At 70.3% G+C, this 17,554-nt stretch carries 16 protein-coding genes and 2 pseudogenes; 11 read left to right on the forward strand and 7 right to left on the reverse strand.

All coding sequences use genetic code 11. The features are described from left to right. Window positions 1–42 precede the first annotated feature (42 nt). Window positions 43–243, forward strand: coding sequence for a hypothetical protein (locus ABZW03_RS08495; RefSeq protein ID WP_355253917.1), 201 nt, complete (start codon window positions 43–45; stop codon window positions 241–243). Between the two features lie 48 nt (window positions 244–291). On the opposite strand, the gene ABZW03_RS08500 is transcribed toward ABZW03_RS08495, so the two are convergent. After that, on the reverse strand, window positions 292–1,002 hold the full coding sequence (locus ABZW03_RS08500; protein ID WP_355253919.1) for an alpha/beta fold hydrolase: 711 nt from the start codon (window positions 1,000–1,002) through the stop codon (window positions 292–294). Between the two features lie 135 nt (window positions 1,003–1,137). After that, window positions 1,138–2,055 (reverse strand): sigma-70 family RNA polymerase sigma factor, encoded by a 918-nt coding sequence (locus ABZW03_RS08505; RefSeq protein ID WP_355253921.1) that lies wholly within the window; start codon window positions 2,053–2,055, stop codon window positions 1,138–1,140. Between the two features lie 129 nt (window positions 2,056–2,184). Between ABZW03_RS08505 and ABZW03_RS08510 the strand changes: the two genes are divergently transcribed. Further along, a complete protein-coding gene (locus ABZW03_RS08510) occupies window positions 2,185–3,615 on the forward strand; it encodes a PLP-dependent aminotransferase family protein (RefSeq protein WP_355253923.1) in 1,431 nt (476 codons plus the stop codon). A gap of 114 nt (window positions 3,616–3,729) precedes the next feature. On the opposite strand, the gene ABZW03_RS08515 is transcribed toward ABZW03_RS08510, so the two are convergent. The 3 genes and pseudogenes from ABZW03_RS08515 to ABZW03_RS08525 form a co-directional block, all read right to left on the reverse strand. Beyond that, window positions 3,730–3,906 carry a DUF6126 family protein gene (locus ABZW03_RS08515; protein WP_355253925.1) on the reverse strand — a complete coding sequence of 59 codons (177 nt, stop codon included), beginning with the start codon at window positions 3,904–3,906 and terminating at the stop codon, window positions 3,730–3,732. A gap of 32 nt (window positions 3,907–3,938) precedes the next feature. Next, complete coding sequence (locus tag ABZW03_RS08520) at window positions 3,939–4,574, reverse strand: XRE family transcriptional regulator (RefSeq protein ID WP_355253927.1); 636 nt, start codon at window positions 4,572–4,574, stop codon at window positions 3,939–3,941. Window positions 4,575–4,665: 91 nt separating this feature from the next. Beyond that, a pseudogene (locus ABZW03_RS08525) lies at window positions 4,666–5,682 on the reverse strand (thiamine pyrophosphate-dependent enzyme); the annotation flags it as partial. A gap of 39 nt (window positions 5,683–5,721) precedes the next feature. Here ABZW03_RS08525 and ABZW03_RS08530 point away from each other — a divergent pair. The 9 genes from ABZW03_RS08530 (at window position 5,722) to ABZW03_RS08570 (ending at window position 14,804) form a co-directional block, all read left to right on the forward strand. After that, on the forward strand, window positions 5,722–7,302 hold the full coding sequence (locus tag ABZW03_RS08530) for a recombinase family protein (RefSeq protein ID WP_355253929.1): 1,581 nt from the start codon (window positions 5,722–5,724) through the stop codon (window positions 7,300–7,302). A gap of 779 nt (window positions 7,303–8,081) precedes the next feature. After that, the gene (locus ABZW03_RS08535; protein WP_355253931.1) at window positions 8,082–8,453 is read left to right on the forward strand and encodes a hypothetical protein; all 372 of its coding nucleotides are present in this window, start codon (window positions 8,082–8,084) and stop codon (window positions 8,451–8,453) included. Window positions 8,454–8,642: 189 nt separating this feature from the next. Next, window positions 8,643–9,266, forward strand: a complete 624-nt coding sequence (locus tag ABZW03_RS08540; protein WP_355253933.1) for a hypothetical protein — start codon at window positions 8,643–8,645, stop codon at window positions 9,264–9,266. Window positions 9,267–10,748: 1,482 nt separating this feature from the next. Then, window positions 10,749–11,012, forward strand: coding sequence for a hypothetical protein (locus ABZW03_RS08545; protein WP_355253935.1), 264 nt, complete (start codon window positions 10,749–10,751; stop codon window positions 11,010–11,012). Continuing rightward, window positions 10,993–11,511, forward strand: a complete 519-nt coding sequence (locus tag ABZW03_RS08550) for a DUF6879 family protein (protein WP_355253937.1) — start codon at window positions 10,993–10,995, stop codon at window positions 11,509–11,511. The genes ABZW03_RS08545 and ABZW03_RS08550 overlap by 20 nt, the downstream gene beginning before the upstream one ends. Window positions 11,512–11,517: 6 nt before the next feature. Further along, complete coding sequence (locus ABZW03_RS08555; RefSeq protein WP_355253939.1) at window positions 11,518–12,366, forward strand: helix-turn-helix transcriptional regulator; 849 nt, start codon at window positions 11,518–11,520, stop codon at window positions 12,364–12,366. A gap of 94 nt (window positions 12,367–12,460) precedes the next feature. Then, entirely contained in the window at window positions 12,461–12,661 is a 201-nt protein-coding gene (locus tag ABZW03_RS08560; RefSeq protein ID WP_355253941.1) for a hypothetical protein, read from the forward strand. Window positions 12,662–13,554: 893 nt separating this feature from the next. Beyond that, window positions 13,555–13,707, forward strand: coding sequence for a hypothetical protein (locus ABZW03_RS08565; protein WP_355253943.1), 153 nt, complete (start codon window positions 13,555–13,557; stop codon window positions 13,705–13,707). Window positions 13,708–13,715: 8 nt separating this feature from the next. Next, complete coding sequence (locus ABZW03_RS08570; RefSeq protein WP_355253945.1) at window positions 13,716–14,804, forward strand: methyltransferase domain-containing protein; 1,089 nt, start codon at window positions 13,716–13,718, stop codon at window positions 14,802–14,804. Window positions 14,805–14,995: 191 nt separating this feature from the next. On the opposite strand, the pseudogene ABZW03_RS08575 reads toward ABZW03_RS08570, so the two are convergent. Together ABZW03_RS08575 and ABZW03_RS08580 are read right to left on the reverse strand one after the other, a co-directional pair. Continuing rightward, a pseudogene (locus tag ABZW03_RS08575) lies at window positions 14,996–15,730 on the reverse strand (thiamine pyrophosphate-binding protein); the annotation flags it as partial. A 105-nt stretch (window positions 15,731–15,835) separates the two neighbouring features. Then, a partial coding sequence (locus ABZW03_RS08580; protein WP_355253947.1) for a glycosyl hydrolase family 65 protein occupies window positions 15,836–17,554 on the reverse strand: 1,719 nt, incomplete at its 5' end.

Genomic DNA, 17,554 nt, shown 5'->3' on the forward strand with positions numbered 1-17,554 from the left:
AGGCGGCATCGTGGCGCGGGTCGAGCCCGAAGGAGAGCCGCCGTGACCCGCCCGGACCCCCCGCACCGCCCCCGCCGCCTGCTCGCCGTGCTGACCGTCGCCCTGCCGCTGCTGGGCACGCCGGCCGCGGTGACCGCGCTCGTGCTGCTCTGCGACGCGGCGCACCGGGCCGTCCCGTCCGCCACCCTCCTGGCCGCCGTGGCGAGGGCACTGGTCGAGCACCTCGGCACCGGCGCCCGGTAGCCGTACGGCCGGTGAACTGCCCGGGACACCAAGGGCGTTCGCGCGCAGCTACCCCTCGCTCCGGGCCGGCCGCGCCGCCTCGGCCAGCACCCGCGCGAGCTCGGCCGGCCGGGAGAACATCGGCCAGTGCCCGGTGTCGAGCTCCACCAGCCGCCAGTGCCCGTCCGCGACCAGCCCGGCGACCACCGGCGGCGGCTCCGGCCAGTCCAGCAGGCACTTCACGTACACCGCCGGGAGCGCGCTCAACGGGCCCGCCGGCACTGCCGGTTCGGTCAGCGAGCGGCCCGGGTGCGGGGTCGCCCCCGCGGTGATCCGGGCGATCTGGCCGACCGTCAGCCCCTGCTCGGCGAACTCCGCCGCCGGCGGCGGCGGCCACCAGCCCCCGTGCGCCGCGAGGTCCGCCCGCAGCGCGGCCGGCTCCGGCAGCTGGTCGGCGAACGACTCCCCCGCCACCGGCACGTTGGCGTCCACCAGGACCAGCCCGGCCAGCCGCCCGCCGATCCGTTCGGCGGCCCGGCCCACCGGGATGCCCGCGTAGCTGTGCCCGACCAGCACCACGTCGCGCAGGTCCAGCCGCTCCACCTCGGCGACGACGTCCGCCACGTGCTCCTGCTGCCCGGCGGGCGTGCCGCGCCGCTCCGCGAGCCCGGAGAGCGTCAGCGGGTACGCCCCGTGCCCGGCCGCGCCCAGCTCCGCCACGACCCCGTCCCACGCCCAGGCACCGAGCCAGGCGCCCGCCACCAGTACAAAGTTCGCCATGGGCGGCACGGTAGCGCGGGGCCGCCGGGGCGGCCCGGGAAACGGCCCGAACCGACGGCGAACACCGCGTGGCGGAACCGTGCCGAACGCCCCCGGGCCGGCCTGCGGGAAGCCGGCCCGGAGGCGTCGGGCCGGTCAGGGCGTGAGGCCCAGGGCGGCCAGCCGGGTCGGGTCGGTGAGGATGTTCAGCTCGGTGATCCGGCCCGCGTGGACGGTGAACGACATGACCGACAGCGGGCGGCCCTCGGCGAAGGAGACCACGCCCGGCGAGCCGTTGACCAGGACCAACCGGCCGTCGGCGGCAAAGCGGGCGAAGGAGATCGCCTGCGAGGCGATGCCCGCCGCACCGCGGCGCAGCACGCTCGGCACCAGCGTGCCGCCGTCCGCCCGGGCCACCACGTCCGGGTCGAGCACGGCCACCAGGGCGTCGAAGTCCCCGCCCCGGGAGGCGGACAGGAAGGCCTCCACCACCTCGCGCTTGCGGGCGTTGTCGGAGTCCGCGGCCGGGGTGGCGCCCTGGACCCGGCGGCGGGCCCGGCTGGCCAGCTGCCGGGTGGAGGCGGCGGTGCGCCCGAGCACCTCGGCGATCCCGTCGAAGGGCACCTCGAACATGTCGTGCAGCACGAAGGCCAGCCGCTCCGCCGGGGAGAGCGTCTCCAGGACGACCATCAGCGCGATCCCGACCGAGTCCGCGACCAGGATCCCGTGCACCGGGTCCGCCCCCGACAGCCCGCTGACCACCGGGTCCGGCAGCCGCACCCGGCCCTCCTGCTCGGGCAGCGGCTCCTCCCGCCGGGAGCTGCGGGAGCGCAGCTGGTCCAGGCAGACCCGGCCGACGACGGTGGTGAGCCAGGCCCCGAGGTTGCGCACCTGGCCCACGTCGCTGCGGCTCAGCTTCAGCCAGGCCTCCTGGACGGCGTCCTCGGCCTCGGCGATCGACCCGAGCATCCGGTAGGCCACCGCGCGCAGTTGGGGCCGCTCCGCCTCGAAACGCCGGGCCAGTTCGGCCGGTCGGAGCTCCGCCGAACCGGCCTGGGGGATTGCCTCGCTCACCTGTCACGTCCTCGCGTCGGGATCCGTCGGTCCACTGACGGACGCTAACCGACGAGGAGGACGGGATGAGCACCGCCCACACCCTCCGGCCCCGCCCGGGGACGGCCCCCGGCGGGCGAGAATGGGGCCGTGAGCACCTCCTGGACCGCCTTCGGCGGCGACCTGCACCTGGACCTCACCGAGCGGCGGGCGGCCGGCGCCGGTCTGCGGGCCGCCCTGGAGGACGCGCTGCGCGAGGCCGTCCAGGACGGGCGGCTCGCCCCCGGCACCCGGCTGCCCTCCTCCCGGGCGCTCGGCGAGGACCTCGGGATCGCCCGCAACACCGTGGTCGAGGCGTACGGCCAGCTCACCGCGGAGGGCTGGCTCAGCTCCCGGCAGGGCTCCGGCACCACCGTCGCCCGGCGGGCCGTGCCGGAACCGGTCCGGGCCCGACGGCCCGCCGCCCCGACGGCGCCGCAGGAGCAGGCCGTCCGCCACAACCTGACGGCCGGCCGGCCCGACCTCTCGCTCTTCCCCCGCACCGCCTGGCTCGCCGCCGCCCGCCGCGCCCTCGCCACCGCGCCGCACGAGGTCCTCGACTACGGCAGCCCGCTCGGCCGGATCGAGCTGCGGCAGGCGCTCACCCACTACCTGGCCCGGGTCCGCGGCGTGCGCACCGACCCCGACCACCTGCTCATCTGCAGCGGTGTCACCCAGGGCCTGGGCCTGCTCTGCGCCGCCCTGCGCGAGCGCGGCGCCCGCACGCTGGCCGTCGAGGAGTACGGGCTGCCGCCGCAGCACGCGATCGTCCGGGCCGCCGGGCTCACCACCGCCCCGGTGCCGCTGGACGCGGACGGCGCCCTGGTCGACCGGCTCGACGGCCGGGCCGGCGCCGTCCTGCTCACCCCGGCCCACCAGTACCCCACCGGCGCGGCCCTGGCCGCCGGACGGCGGTCGGAGGCGGTGCGCTGGGCGCGGGAGCAGGACCGGTACGTGGTCGAGGACGACTACGACGGCGAGTTCCGCTACGACCGGCAGCCGCTCGGCGCGATGCAGGCGCTGGACCCGGAGCGGGTGGTGTACGTCGGGACGGCCGCGAAGAGCCTGGCGCCGGGCCTGCGGCTGGCCTGGCTGGCCCTGCCGGACGCGCTGGTCGAGCCGGTCGCCCGGCTGAAGGCGCTGGCCGACACGATGTCCCCGGTGCTGGACCAGCTGACGCTGGCGGAGCTGATCGCCTCCGGCACGTACGACCGCCACGTGCGGCGCTGCCGGCTGCACTACCGGCGCCGGCGCGACCGGTTGGTGGCGGCGCTCGCCGAACACGCCCCGCAGGTCCGGGTCACCGGCATCGCGGCCGGTCTGCACGCCGTCCTCCAGCTGCCGCCCGGCTCCACCCCCGAGCCCGAGCTGCTGGCCCGCGCCCGGCAGGCCGGCCTCTCCCTCAACGGCCTCGCCTGGCACCGCGCCGCCCCGGCCCCCGCCGACGCCCCGCCCGCCCTGGTCGTCGGCTACGCCACCCCGCCCGAGCACGCCTTCCCCGCGGCCGTGCGGGCGCTCTGCGAGCTGCTGCGCGGGGCGTGAGCGCGGACGGCGGGGAGCGGGCGCAGGTCCGCCCGCCTCCCTCGGGGGCGGGGGCGGGCGGACGGTCCCGGGCCGGTCCTCGGACGCGCCCGCGGGGCGGCTCCGAGGCCCGGACTACTTGTTGCGGCTGCCGAGCGTGAACAGGAGGATGATGAAGCCGGCGAAGGCGTGGCAGCCCACGGTGTAGATCAGCAGGCGGAGGTAGATCCGCTTGTTGGCCCACTTGCCGGCGTCCATGGTCTTCGGGCCGGCCGGGGTGTCGGGGGCGAGGGTGGTGGTGGGATCGGCCATGGTGATCTCCTCCGGGGTGTTCTGACGGCAGGTCAGTGAACGGCGGCCGGGCCGCCGCCGAGGCAGAGTTCGCCGCCGGGGCTCTGCAACAGGGTGTGGACGAAGAGCAGTTCGACGCCGCTGTCCGACTCCGCGGCGATGCAGTGCGGGGTGAGCGAGTCGTAGTGGGCGGAGTCGCCCACGCCGAGGTGGTGGACGCGGTCGCCGAGGGTGACCCGCAGGGCCCCCTTCAGGACGTACAGCCACTCCTCGCCCGGGTGGACCCGGACCACCGCGTCCTGCACGCCCGGCGGGACGTGCACCCGCAGCGCCTGCATGGCGCGGCCGGGGGCACCGGCCCGGCGGTAGCCCCAGCCACCGGCCCGGCCGGGCTCGATGGCGCCGCCGCGGACGATCGGGTCCGGCTCGGCCAGGGTCTCGCCGAGCAGCCCGGAGACCGAGGTCCCGTACGCGCGGGCGAGGCCGAGCAGCACGGGCAGCGAGGGCTGCCGGCGGCCGGTCTCCAGCCGGGACAGATAGGCTGGGGAGAGCCCGACCCGCCCGGCGGCCACCTCCAGGGTGAGGCGGCTGCTGAGCCGGTGCTCACGCAGGCGCGCGGCGAGGCCGGCGACCTCCTGGTCGTCGAGCTGTTCGCCCGTGGCGGGGGCACCGGTGGAGCTGCTGGTCATGTGTCCAGTGGACACCCGGCGTGCCGGACGGGCAAGAAATTTGCCCCAGAGGCAAAGCCCGCGGGCAGTGCCCCGCTTCGGAGGCCCCCGCTCACGGCCGCGGGATGTTCCGCAGGTTGCTCCGGGCCAGGTCGATCATGCGCCCGACGCCGCCCGAGAGCACCGTCCGGCCCGCCGCCAGCGCGAAGCCCTTCAGCTGGGCGGCGGTGATGTGCGGCGGGATGGACAGCGCGTTGGGGTCGGTGACCACGTCCACCAGGGCCGGCCCCGGCCGTTCCAGCGCCTCCGCCAGCACCTCCCGGACCCGGGCCGGCTCGGTCACCCGCTTGGCCTGGATGCCCATCGCCCGGGCGATCCCCGCGTAGTCCACGTCCCCGTTGTCGATCTCGGACTCCGGGTAGCCGGAGACCAGCATCTCCAGCTTGATCATGCCGAGCGCGCCGTTGTTGAACACCACCGTCTTCACCGGCAGCCGGTGCTTGGCCACCGTGAGCAGCTCGCCGAGCAGCATGCCGATCCCGCCGTCGCCCGCCATCGCGACCACCTGCCGCCCCGGGCAGGCGAGCTGGGCGCCGATCGCGTGCGGGAGGGCGTTGGCCATCGAGCCGTGCAGGAAGGAGCCGATCACCCGGCGGCGGCCGTTGGGCTGGAGGTAGCGGGCGGCCCAGACGTTGTTCATGCCGGTGTCCACGGTGAACACCGCGTCCTCGGCGGCCACCTCGTCCAGCACCGAGGCGACGTACTCGGGGTGGATCGGCAGGTGCTTCTCGATGTCCCGGGTGTACGCGCCGATCACGTCCTCCAGCGCCCGGCAGTGCTTGCGCAGCATGCCGTCCAGGAAGGCGCGGTCGGTCTTGGCGTCCAGCAGCGGCAGCACCGCCCGCAGGGTGGCGGCCACGTCGCCGTGGACGGCCAGCTCCAGGGCGGTGCGGCGGCCGAGCCGGGTGGCGTCGTGGTCCACCTGGACGGTGTGCGCCTGCGGCAGGAAGGAGTCGTACGGGAAGTCGGTGCCGAGCAGCAGCACCAGGTCGGCGGAGTGCAGCGCCTCGTGGCAGGCCCCGTAGCCGAGCAGGCCGCTCATGCCGACGTCGTACGGGTTGTCGTACCGGGCTAACGTGCGTACGTACGAGAAAGGCAAGAGCACAGAGTGATACCTGCACAGAGGGGACCGCGCGTCCTCGGGGCTACCCGACTCAGCCGGTACCGGGACAACAGCACTTCCCCGGAGCGCCAGGAGGCAGCGGTAGAGCGCGTGGCCGCCGACATCGGCGGACACGTCGTCGGGTGGGCCCGCGACATGGACGTGTCGGCTTCCAAGGTTCCGCCACACGAGCGGCCGGAGCTGGGCGAGTGGATGCAGCGCCCCGACGAGTACGACGTGATCGCGTGGTGGCGACTGGATCGTGCCGTCCGCAAGATGGCGGACATGGCCCAGCTTGGCCAGTGGGCCAAGGACCACAAGAAGCGGCTCATCTTCGCCGAGGGGCCCGGGAGCGCCCGGCTTGAACTGGACTTCGGCTCCCCAATGTCCGAGCTGATCATGATGGTCCTCGCCTTCGCCGCTCAGATGGAGGCAGAGGCCATCAAGGAACGCACCACCGGCGCGTCCGAGTTCCTGCGCTCGGTCGGGCGTTGGTCCGGCGGCCCCGTCCCCTTCCACGCCAGGCCAGTCCCTCACCCGACCGAGGACGAAGGGTGGTGGCTTGGGCTCAACGACGACACGGACGATTTCCTGTGGAACACCGCAGAAATCGGCAACCACATGGTGGATATGGCACTCAACGACAAGAGCCGCCACGCAATATCCGATTGGGTGAACGAGAATCATCCCGCCGTGACCCCGGCAAACCACCGGCGCAAGCTCGCCGGGCGAGAGATTGATCCTGACGCACGCTGGAATCCCGGAATGGTCACCGACTATCTCAGGAATCAGCACTTGATCGGCCGGTTCACGCACAACGGCAAAGTCGTGCGGGATGAGAACGGCGAATACGTGCTCCGGGGCGATGCACTGATTCCCGTTGAGAAGTTCCACCGGCTGCAAGCCAAGCTCGACCAGACCTCCGGAACCGCCCCCGAGAGGCGGTCCGATGCGCACCCGCTCCTAGGGGTCCTCCATTGCGGGGTCTGCGGCGGTCGCCTGTATCAGGGCTGGCTCTCCCCGGGTCCGAACCGAAAGGAGCCGAAGCGCCAGTACCGATGCGCGGCAAGGGCTCATGGCCGGGTCTGCCGCAAGCCCGCGTATGTGATCGCCGACGCCGTCGATCGCTACGCGGAGGAGCAATTCCTTGCACTGTTCGGCGAAAAGGAAGTGTTCCAAATCATCGTGATACCGGGCCAGGACCACACTGCCGAGATCGAGGAACTAGCGGCGGACGTGGAGGAATTGTCCGGCCAATTGGTCGGACTGCGTGGGACCGCCGCTGCGGCCGTTGCTCGACAGCTCCAGTCCCGTTCGGACCGCCTCGACAGGCTTTCCGCCGAACCGGTCATCCCGCCGAGGACGGAGGTCATCGCCACCGGTGAGACATACTCGAAGCTGTGGCACAGCGAGGACACGGAAGGCAAGCGGGACCTCCTCCGGCAGGTAGGAGCCCGAATTGAGGTGGGAGAAACGACCCGTGGAAGTCGGGACGTGACTAGCCGCCTGTCGTTCAGCATCGGGGAGTTCGCCGACCCGGAAGCTGAGACGCTGGCTGCCGTTGAGCGCGAGGAGCAGTTGGCGTAAGTGCTCCCTTTGCCCCGTCTGGCCCGTGTGGGCCGGGCGGGGCTTTTTCTTGTTTCAGGTCCCTCTATGTAGGTGCGCCTCGCAGCGCTAGGGGCGTAACCCCAGGTCAAACGATGTTTGTCACGAATCTCTTAGGGTTTGTTACATAGTTAGAACTACATGTAGCACTACCTCTCATCCCCTGTAGGTGAAATACGAGCGCCGTAACACCTCCACGCAGTTTCGTGACGAACCCGGGCCTTGCCGCCACCTGCTGCGTCGCCAACGCCGCGCCAGCCGCCATGGACGGCCCCAAAGAACCTGTAACGACCGATCGGCTGTGCGGGTCTCTCCACGGCCCCGTGTGGCGCTCAACGGGCCGGGCAGGGGCTCGCAAGGTTGGCAGCGTTAGTCGGTCCGCGTTGATGCCGTCGAGGGAGCCGTTCACCGGCCGCCGTAGATCCCTTCGGAGACGGCCCTTACCGTCCCCCATTGATCCCTCTGCCGGGTTGCTTCTTAACCTTCCCCGGTATCTCCCTTAGAGGGAGACCCTTTGCAACACTAGGCCGGACAGGAGCTGAACGTCAGCCCAGCGAACCAACGGCCCGGGAGCGTACCGACGCGCCCCAACAATTGATCAACTGAATAGTGGACCCCGGCAGAGGCCCAACGGCCTTCTTGCCGGTAGGCCCCGTATTGCGGGTGCTGCTTTCCCAACGGTCAGGTCGGAGACCGATGGATGTGCAGCACCCGTGATGCGGGGCCATTTTTTGTACCCAAATCCGACTAGGAGTCGACTAATGGACCGACGATCCGAAATCGCCAAGCACATCAACAATGCCCGCGCCGAAGTCGAGGCGGAAAATGCCGCCAATGCGCGGAAACAAGAGAGTAAGCACCCGCAGCCGGCGGCCGACCTCTCGACTCTTCGCCAGCACATCGGCGCTCAGTTCTCGATTCCGGAGACGCTGCGCAATCGCCTTACCGGCACCAATGCCGAGGAGATCACGGCGGACGCTCGAAAGCTCGCCGAGCACTTCCGTTCACCTCTCGAAAAGGCGCCTACGCCACTCGTTAAGGGCGGCGGCGCCGCCGAGCAAATCACCGGAAATGGAGAAATCGATCCGGCAAAGCTCGCCGCTCTAATTCTTCAGCGCCGATTCGCGAGCTAACGCTGAGCCGTTGAGCCGATTCTCGTGAAATTCCTACCGACAAGGAGCCTGACTGTGTCCCACGTTTCCCCCGATGCCCGATCCACTCGCCTTAATTCACTGTACGATCGGGCATCCCGAGAGGTTCCGCGATACACGTACACTTGCACTCCGGAAAGCGTAAAGAATGCCCTCGACCGCTTCGAGGAGATGCTGCGCAAGCGCGCGGACGCCGATGAGGCTGTGTCCTTCGCCGAGGCTGACCTAGCAAAGGCAGAGGGCCGGGACCAGCTTGCCGTAAAGGTGGCACTCGCACAGGGAAAGCCGCTGCCTAAGCCGACCAACCGGGGCCCGCTGGAGACGCGTCTTGCGGAGGCTCAGCGGGTGCAGATGGCGGCTTATGAGCTTGCGGCCGAAGCGGCCACGGCTGTTCGTGCTGCGGCGATTTCCGTGCGTGCCGACTGGCGCGCCGACGTGACCGGCCTGGCCGAGGAGAAGCGCGCTGCCGCTGTGGTTGCAGCGACCCAACTGGCCTGTCTCATAGACGAGTTGGCGACCCTAGCGGACACGGTTGAGGACCTTGATGCGGACCTTGGTAACCCGTGGAACGCGAACGAGCGGCAGTGGCGCTTTATGGCACCGCGCGGGGGCATTAACTGGAACGCTGACCGAATCGCGCTGGATCGCATTCTGACTGACCGGCTGGTATTTGAGGGGAACACATGGGGTGGACTTCCGGGCCGACTGGACCCGAATTCCGACCCTGACGCCGAATTCGACCCGGCGGCCGGCCCGTCCTCTCCCATTAACGACATGGAGCCGTGGAACCGATGACTCATGAGCTGACCGATCGGGAAATCGCTCTGCGCGCGCTGAATCGTGCCACTCGAAACCAAGCTACCGGCTGCCTCATCTCGGCAAAGCTGGATCGCAAGGGCCGAGCCACCGTCCAGTATCAGGTGCGCGGCCACACGAAGCGGGAGCTTGCACACCGAGCAATCTACCGTGTTCTCCACCGGCCGCTAACTGCTGCCGACGAATTGCGGCGTACGTGCTACGACAAAAGGTGCGTAGAGCCAGCGCATTTCGAACTGGGAAGCGCACGGCGCTGAGGTAGTCGGGGGCTCGATCGATTGGTCGGGCCCCCTTTCCTACAACTGAACATCGGAACTTAAAAAGGAGAGATGTCAATGACCGTTATCAAGTGGAGCGCTCAAAGTGCTGACCATTGGCCACGCCTGCAACTGGTGCGAGAAGTCCCTTAAAGGCAGGAGTAACAAGCGATATTGCAGCGCCGCATGCAAGCAGGCCGACTACCGGGCTGCACAGCCGAATAGGCGCGAGAATCGGGAACCTTGTTCGCGCTGTGGACAGAGTCATCCTGAATTTAGAAATCAGCATGGGGTCTTCTGTGCTGACTGCATTGAATTTCGGGCCGGACAGAAAGAGGAGGAGGAAGACGCGCGCTGGTCCGCCATGTGCCAGCTTCCCGACTGCTTTAATGAAGCTGGCTGGACTGGAATGGGAAGGGCGCGGTCTTTTTGCTCCGATGCTCATAAGGCAAAGGCTTACCGCCTTCGCCGAAAGGGCATGCTTGCCACGCGTGGGCCCCAGAGTCATCCCACTCCTGGGGGGTGACCCCCTCCCCCTATCTCTTTACCGCAGCGCCTTAGCAGGAATCGGCCCGTGTACGGGTCTGGGGCTTTCGGGTGAATCCGACTTCTCCATGAAACGCCTAGGCGGGATGCCATTTCGTTGCCCGGGAACAGCGGGCGCAACGCGCGTATGCACATACGGGTGCACGTGGGCGCGCGCACGCGAGGGAGACCAACCACCAGAACACCCTTAAATCGCTGCCACGGCGGACTATGGGCGGGTTTTCGGGTGGGGGTTGGGCAGATGGGCCAGCCGTGCGATTTGAAGCCCTCAAATTCGAGTTTCGCAATCCACCGAAAGGCACCCTTGAAGATCATCCACCCGCCATGCGGCCGGGAGTGGTCCGGCTTGCGCGCTGAGCACTGTTCGGCATGTCACGAGACGTTCGCCAGCACTCGCGCAGGCGACGCCCACCGGACCGGCCCGCGCGACGCCCGAAGGTGCCTGCCACCGGCCACCGCCGGTCTCTGGCAAGACGCTCGTGGGCTGTGGCGCCGGAAGCCCTACCGGGACCGCTGAGCGGCCCCATGCCCCCGTCGGCCCCCTCACCGGGTCCGGCGGGGGCATTTCGCCGTTTGCCCTGACGCCCTCTTGTGCTGATCGACTGACGGGGCGATAGTCGTGCAACTGACTGCAATCGGCTCGACACAGGGAGATGTCATGAGGTTGCGTTTCCTCGGGATCATTCCGAACACCCCCGTCGACGACTCGCCGACGATCTGGCTGGACGAGGACACCGGCGATCTCCTGATCCAGTCCTACAAGGCCACCGAGGAAGAGGTGAAGGCGTGTCAGGAGATCGGGTCAATTCCCGGTCACAGCACGGACGTTCCCGGACACGAGACGATCATCCGGCTTCCGGCCGTGATGCTGAAGTACATCCCGCGACCGGAGGGCGGAACCGGTGAAGTACCCCGTACGTGAGGGCTTGGCCAGGGCGCAGCGCTCCGCCGTGCACCTGGAGATGCGTGACAGCTACACGCCCGACGATCCGGAGTTCGCTCGTTGGCGGGCGGGTCACCGGTATGACAATGATCCGGCGAACTTGCCTGACTGGTGGGGATCTTGGGCCGACCTAGCGGCCGAGACCATCGGGCGTGGAGTGGTCATGCGGCGCGCCCGGATCGTCTCGGAGCCGGTGACGGACTACATCCGGTACGAGCACGACCTCACGTTCGCCAACGTCGCAGCGGGTGAGCTGGTCCGATGGTTGCCCCGGCGGAAAGCTGCCGACATCGCACTGCCGGGAACGGACCTGTGGATGTTCGACGGGTCGGCCGTGCTGTTCACGTACTTCTCCGGGGTCGGGGAAGTCGTGGACCGGGAATGGCGAACCGAACCGGCCGTCGTGAACATGGTCAAAGCCGCCTTTGAGGCCGTGTGGGAACGGGCTACCCCGCACGAGGAATACAAGCTGGCCTGACCCACCATGTCCGTTTCTGGATCGTCTCACGTCCAAGCCGCCCGGCAAGTCCTTGCAGATCGCCTCCGGGAGATGTGCAAGGACGCCGGGTTGGACGGCAAGCAACTGGCGGTGCTGTGCGGCTGGCACCCGTCCAAGGTGTCCCGGATCTCCACCGGCAAGACCTCCCCGTCCGCTGATGACCTCCACGCGTGGTGCAGTGCCTGCGGCCGGGAGGAAGAAACGGCGGATCTGGTCGCCTCCCTGCGAGCCGTGGAAGGCATGTGGGTCGAATGGCGCCGCATGGAGCGCGCAGGGCTGAGAAGGGCGCAGCAGGCCGTTCTACCTCTGTTCGAACGAACCCACTGGTTCCGGGCCTACTCGTCGTGGCTTGTGCCCGGACTTCTCCAGACGCACAGCTACACCGAGGACGTATTGCGCGCCGTCCAGCAGAGGCGCGTAACGGTCGACGATGTGGCCGATGCCGTGGCCGTACGGATGGAACGGCAACGCGTGCTCCGCGAGGGGCAACGACGCTTCGCATTCCTGCTTGAGGAGTCCGTACTTCGCAACGGGCTCGGCGACGCTGATACCCAGGTCGAACAGCTTGAGCGGCTGATCACCGTGGGCACGCTGCCCAACGTCAGCGTTGGGATCGTCCCCGCCCGGCTGCACCGTACCCGGATGCCAGTCGAAGGGTTCTGGATCTTCGATACGGCTCAGGTGAACGTCGAGCTGGTCTCCGGGCATCTCACCCTGACGCAGCCCAGCGAGGTGGCGATGTACGCCGACACCTTCGCGACGCTGGCTGACATGGCGGCTTATGGCCCGAAGGCACGCGCGCTGATCACAGCCGCCATTGATGCTCTCGGGTGATGGCGTGCAATCTCGTAGAATTTCGTGGCTCCCAACTTGCTTGACTTCCTAGCGTGTTGCCATCGGTTCCGGCAACGCCGAGGGAGTGGCCCGTATGGCGGTGAGCACCAACGCCCGCAAGATCAAGACCCGCGAGGAGTACCGGGCGGAGCAGCGGAAGCGCGCCCCTGCCGGGGATGCGCTGGCCGACTACGACCCGGCATACGCCGCCAAGGCCATGGGACGGGGCATCCCGAAGGACTGGCCGTTGTGCACCTGCGGCGCGGACACCTGCCCCGACAAGGGGGCCGCGTGATGCTGCCAGGCGCGGGCCCCGGGGCCCCCGCAGCGTGTCCCGTGGGCCGATCGTTCGACCGCATGGCCGCCGTGTTCGCTGAGGCCCCCGCAGAGCTTCAGGACATGGACGCCATGCGCGACATTCAGAAGCTCCGGGACAAGCACGTAGCGGAGTGCACCAAGGGGTGCGTGCCGTGACGACGCTTCCTGAGGCCCCCGCACGGTCCGTCCGCGCGAAGTGTCCGGGGTGCGCGTACTTCGACGGGATTGAGGCGCAGTACCCGGCCGACGAGACCCCCACCATTGCCCGGCACCTGGGCCGGTGGCGGCAGCAGCACGCTGACGACGGGGAGTGCCTGAACCCGCCGGAGGTGGACCCGGATGCGTAGCGACCAGGGCGACCGGCAGGCGGCCGCACAGGACCCCCCTGGGGGCGCTGAGCCGGTGGACCCGTTTGAGTGGCTGCACGCCCACCCGTGGCCCCGTGAGCGGCCCGCAGAGCCCCGGCCGGTCCTCACGCCGGAGGAGCACTCCGAGGTGCCCCTGACCCCGGAGGAGCGGCAGCGCCGGGCAGTGCTGCTGGCCCGAGTCCGGGAAGCCAACCACCCGAGGCGCTGAGAGGCCCCCAATTGACTCCCGCCCCGGCCGTCATCCCTGGCAGGCAGCCGACCGGAGCGGGTTCCGCAACACCGAACGGCCCGGATGCCAACCGGCGACCCGGTACCGCCTCGCTGTGAGGAGACACCAGTATGCGCAACACGCCGACCGAGCGCCCGCCCGGCCCGATGCCGCCGGACACCCCCGCGACCCCGGCCGCCGGCTGAAATCCCCGAGGGGAAGGCTCCGCCCCAACTCGCGGACGGAGCCGCCCCATTGGGGCTCACCAGAACTCACCCACAGGAGGGAACACACATGGGAAAACACGGTGGAGGATCGGGCGGAGACGGCCCCGGCAAGGCCGGTGGGGGCAGCGGCGGGGGCCACTCCGGCAAGCCCGACACCGCGCCGCACGACGGCCAGCGGGACGCGCCGCCCACCAACCTGCCCAAGCCGTCCAAGCCGTAAGGGAAGCCATGACGTGGGACAGGCTGACCGACGCACTCCGGGAATCCGGGGCGCTGTCGGCCGACTGGGAGAAGACGTTCCGCACCACCCCGCGCGACCTGTTCACCCCGAACCGGATCCTGTCAGAGGGTAAGTGGGTCGACCGCACCGAACAGCCCGATAACTGGGCCGAGTTGGTTACCTCGGACCTGGCTCTCGTGACACAGGTCTACGACAAGACCGAAACCCCGTCGTCGTCCAGCTCCATGCCCACCGTGGTCGCCCAGATGCTCCGGCACCTGGACGTGGCCGAGGGTATGCGGGTCCTGGAAGTGGGCACCGGAACCGGCTGGACGGCGGGCCTTCTCTCCCGCCAGATCGGCGCCGATAACGTGACCAGCGTCGAAGTGGACCCGGACCTTGCCAGCCAGGCCCGCTACCGCCTGTACGCCGCCGACCTGCGGCCTACGGTCATCGCGGGTGACGGCACGCTGGGCCACCCCAAGGGCGCTCCGTTCGACCGGGTGCACTTCACGGCGGCCGTCCAGCGGTTGCCGTCGTCGATCATCGAGCAGACAGCCCCCGGCGGGGTCATCCTGGTGCCCTACGGCACGCCGTTCTGCAACGGCGCGCTGCTGCGCCTCACGGTGGCCGAGGACGGGCAGTCGGCGAGCGGCCCGTTCGTCGAGGACGTGTCGTTCATGTGGGTGCGCGACCAGCACCCCGACAGTGGCGACTTCGACATCGAGGACATCCGGCGCAGCGCGTCCGGCATCGACCCCGCCGACGTGGCCGAGCAGACCCACGCGGCCTTCGCGATCGGTCTGCGAATCCCGGACCTGTTCCGTCAGAACGTGTGGGCTGGCTACGACCGGTTCGGCACGGGCCGGACTGAAATCTGGGACGGCGTGTCCTACGCCCATTGCCGATTCGCCGACTGGGACGGGCAACACGCGGTGTCGCAGTCCGGCCCGCGCAACCTGTGGGACGAGGTTACGGCGGCGTACGACTGGTGGGTCCGCAACGACAAGCCCGGCCTCACCCGGCTCGGCATGACCGTGACCGTCTCCGGCGAACACCGCCCCTGGCTGGACGACCCCGCCAACGCCCTGCCCTAACCCCCAACCGGCCCGGCTGCCTCACACCCCCCTTGAGGTGGCCGGGCCCCTGAATCCCGCTGCCGGGGAAGGCACGCCGAGCGCAGCGGGCGCAGCCTCCGTCTGACGTGCTGGTGGCGTCAGACGGAGGCTGTCCTACGCCCCGGACTACGCAGCCGACCGAGGGGCGGTAACGTACGCACATAGGTCCGATACGGGTTGTCGAACTGGATCCACTCCTTGCCGCGCAGGGAGTGGCCGACCGGCGCGTTCAGCGCCTGCGCGGCCGCCATCACCTCGGCGTGCGCCGCCCGCACCCCCGCGCCGCAGAACAGGACCACCTTGCGGGCCGCGTTGAGCAGCCGGGCCAGCTCCTGCACCTGGGACCACGGCGGCGCGGCCACCGCCTGCTCGGTGAGGAAGTGGCTGGTGCCGGTGGGCGCGGCGGCGGGGAGCGCGGCGACGTCCCCGGGGAAGGCGAGCACCGAGACGCCGTGCGAGCCGAGCGCGTGCTGGACGGCGACCCGCAGCAGCCGGGGCAGCTGGGCGGGGGTGGAGAGCATCTCGCACCAGTTGCTGCAGTCGGTGAACACCCGCTCGGGGTGGGTCTCCTGGAAGAAGCCGGTGCCGATCTGCCCGGACGGGATGTGCGAGGCGAGCGCGAGCACCGGCAGGCCGCTGCGCTGGGCGTCGTAGAGGCCCTGGATCAGGTGGGTGTTGCCGGGGCCGCAGGAGCCGGCGCAGACCGCGAGCCGGCCGGAGAGCTCGGCCTCGGCGGCGGCCGCGAAGGCGCCGGCCTCCTCGTTGCGCACGTGCACCCAGCCGATGCCGTCGGCCCGGCGGATCGCGTCCACCACCGGGTTGAGGCTGTCGCCGACGACGCCGTAGACCCGCTCCACCCCGGCCTGCCGGAGCACCTCCACCATCTGTTCGGCCACGCTCGGCACGGCTGCGCTCCTTCGGTCGGCGGGGGACACCTGCACCCTCCGACGGGGAGGCGGCGGGCGCAGCCGGGGTGGGCCGAAGGAGTGACGGGGGCAGGGCGGCCGGGCCTACTCCGCCGCCAGGTGGTCCTGCTGCCCGAGCTTGCCCGCCGCGAGGCCGGCCTGGGGCTGGCGGCGGGCGGGTTCGCGGCCCGGGGGCTGGGCGACCCGCTCCTGGGCGGGCGGGACGGCGGTCGGCAGGACGACCGGGGCGCCCGACTTGACCTCCACCGCCTCGCCGTCGTGCCGCAGTTGGAGGACCTCGCCGCGGCGCAGCGTGTACGTCGTCCGCTCGTGGGTGATCTCGACCCTGAGCAGGTGCCCGCGCACCAGCAGCGAGAAGCCCAGCCGCATCAGCCCGGACGGCAGCCGGGGCCGGAACGAGAGCGTCTCGCTGTGGTCGCGCAGCCCGCCGAAGCCGGCCACCAGGGCGATGCAGGCCCCGGCGAGCGAGGCCATGTGCAGGCCGTCGCGGGTGTTGCCGCCGAGGTCGTGCAGGTCCATCAGCGCCGCCTCCGCCGTGTAGTCGTAGGCGAGGTCGAGCTGGCCGACCTCGGCGGCGATGACCGCCTGGGTGCAGGCGGAGAGCGAGGAGTCCCGGACGGTCAGCCGCTCGTAGTAGGCGAAGTTGCGGGCCTTCTGCTCGTCGGTGAAGGCGTCGCCGCGGACCTGCATGGCGAGCACCAGGTCGGCCTGCTTGACCACCTGCTTGCGGTACAGGTCGAAGTACGGGTAGTGCAGCAGCAGCGGGTAGTTCGCCGGCGGGGTGTGCTCGAAGTCCCAGACCTGGTGGTGGGTGAAGCCGTCGGCCTGCGGGTGGACGCCGAGGTCCTCGTCGTACGGGATGTACATCGCGGTGGCCGCATCGCGCCAGGCGGCGGTCTCCTCGGTGTCCACGCCGAGCAGCCCGGCCTCGTGCGGGTGGCGGACGGCGGCCTCGGCGGCGGCCCGCAGGTTGCTCTGCGCCATCAGGTTGGTGAAGACGTTGTTGTCCGCGACGGCGCTGTACTCGTCGGGGCCGGTGACGCCCTCGATGCGGAACCTCCCGGCCACGTCGTGGTGGCCGAGCGAGCGCCACATCCGGGCCGTCTCGACGAGCAGTTCGAGCCCGTACTCGCGCTCGAACTCGGCGTCCCCGGTGGCCCGGACGTAGCGGGCGACGGCGGCGGCGATGTCGGCGCCGATGTGGAAGGCCGCGGTGCCGGCCGGCCAGTACCCGGAGCACTCCTCGCCGCGGATCGTCCGCCACGGGAACACCGCGCCGGGCAGGCCGAGTTGGACCGCGCGCTCGCGGGCCAGCGGCAGTGTGGTGTGCCGCCAGCGCAGCGCCTGGTTGACGGCGGCGGGCAGGCAGTAGGTGAGCACCGGCAGGACGAAGGTCTCGGTGTCCCAGAAGCTGTGCCCGTCGTAGCCGGGCCCGGTCAGCCCCTTGGCGGGGATGGCCCGCTCCTCGCTGCGGGCGCCGGCCTGCAGGACGTGGAAGACGGCGAACCGGACGGCCTGCTGGAGTTCGACGTCGCCCTCGATCTCGATGTCGCTGGTCTCCCAGAACTCCCGGAGGAATTCGGCCTGTTCGGCGACCAGCCCGTCCCAGCCGGTGTACCGGGCGGCGGTCAGCGCCGCCTCCACCTGGTCCCGGACGGCGGGCAGCGAGCGGGTGCCGGACCAGCCGTACGCGATGAACTTGGCCAGCCGCAGCCGCTGTCCGGCCTTGAGCACGGTGGTGACGCTGATCCGGCAGTGGTCGGCCTCGGACTCCGCGACGGTGTCGGACTTCTCCGGGCCCTC

Source organism: Kitasatospora sp. NPDC004799 (assembly GCF_040609095.1).
Lineage (GTDB): Bacteria > Actinomycetota > Actinomycetes > Streptomycetales > Streptomycetaceae > Kitasatospora.

Excerpts from the sequence above, each read along its gene's own strand:
- ABZW03_RS08520 (WP_355253927.1), bottom strand. The coding sequence starts at position 4,574 with ATGACCAGCAGCTCCACCGGTGCCCCCGCCACGGGCGAACAGCTCGAC.
- ABZW03_RS08515 (WP_355253925.1), bottom strand. The coding sequence starts at position 3,906 with ATGGCCGATCCCACCACCACCCTCGCCCCCGACACCCCGGCCGGCCCG.
- ABZW03_RS08500 (WP_355253919.1), bottom strand. The coding sequence starts at position 1,002 with ATGGCGAACTTTGTACTGGTGGCGGGCGCCTGGCTCGGTGCCTGGGCG.
- ABZW03_RS08560 (WP_355253941.1), top strand. The coding sequence starts at position 12,461 with ATGGCGGTGAGCACCAACGCCCGCAAGATCAAGACCCGCGAGGAGTAC.
- ABZW03_RS08545 (WP_355253935.1), top strand. The coding sequence starts at position 10,749 with ATGAGGTTGCGTTTCCTCGGGATCATTCCGAACACCCCCGTCGACGAC.
- ABZW03_RS08570 (WP_355253945.1), top strand. The coding sequence starts at position 13,716 with ATGACGTGGGACAGGCTGACCGACGCACTCCGGGAATCCGGGGCGCTG.
- ABZW03_RS08540 (WP_355253933.1), top strand. The coding sequence starts at position 8,643 with ATGCTGCGCAAGCGCGCGGACGCCGATGAGGCTGTGTCCTTCGCCGAG.
- ABZW03_RS08565 (WP_355253943.1), top strand. The coding sequence starts at position 13,555 with ATGGGAAAACACGGTGGAGGATCGGGCGGAGACGGCCCCGGCAAGGCC.
- ABZW03_RS08535 (WP_355253931.1), top strand. The coding sequence starts at position 8,082 with ATGGACCGACGATCCGAAATCGCCAAGCACATCAACAATGCCCGCGCC.
- ABZW03_RS08555 (WP_355253939.1), top strand. The coding sequence starts at position 11,518 with ATGTCCGTTTCTGGATCGTCTCACGTCCAAGCCGCCCGGCAAGTCCTT.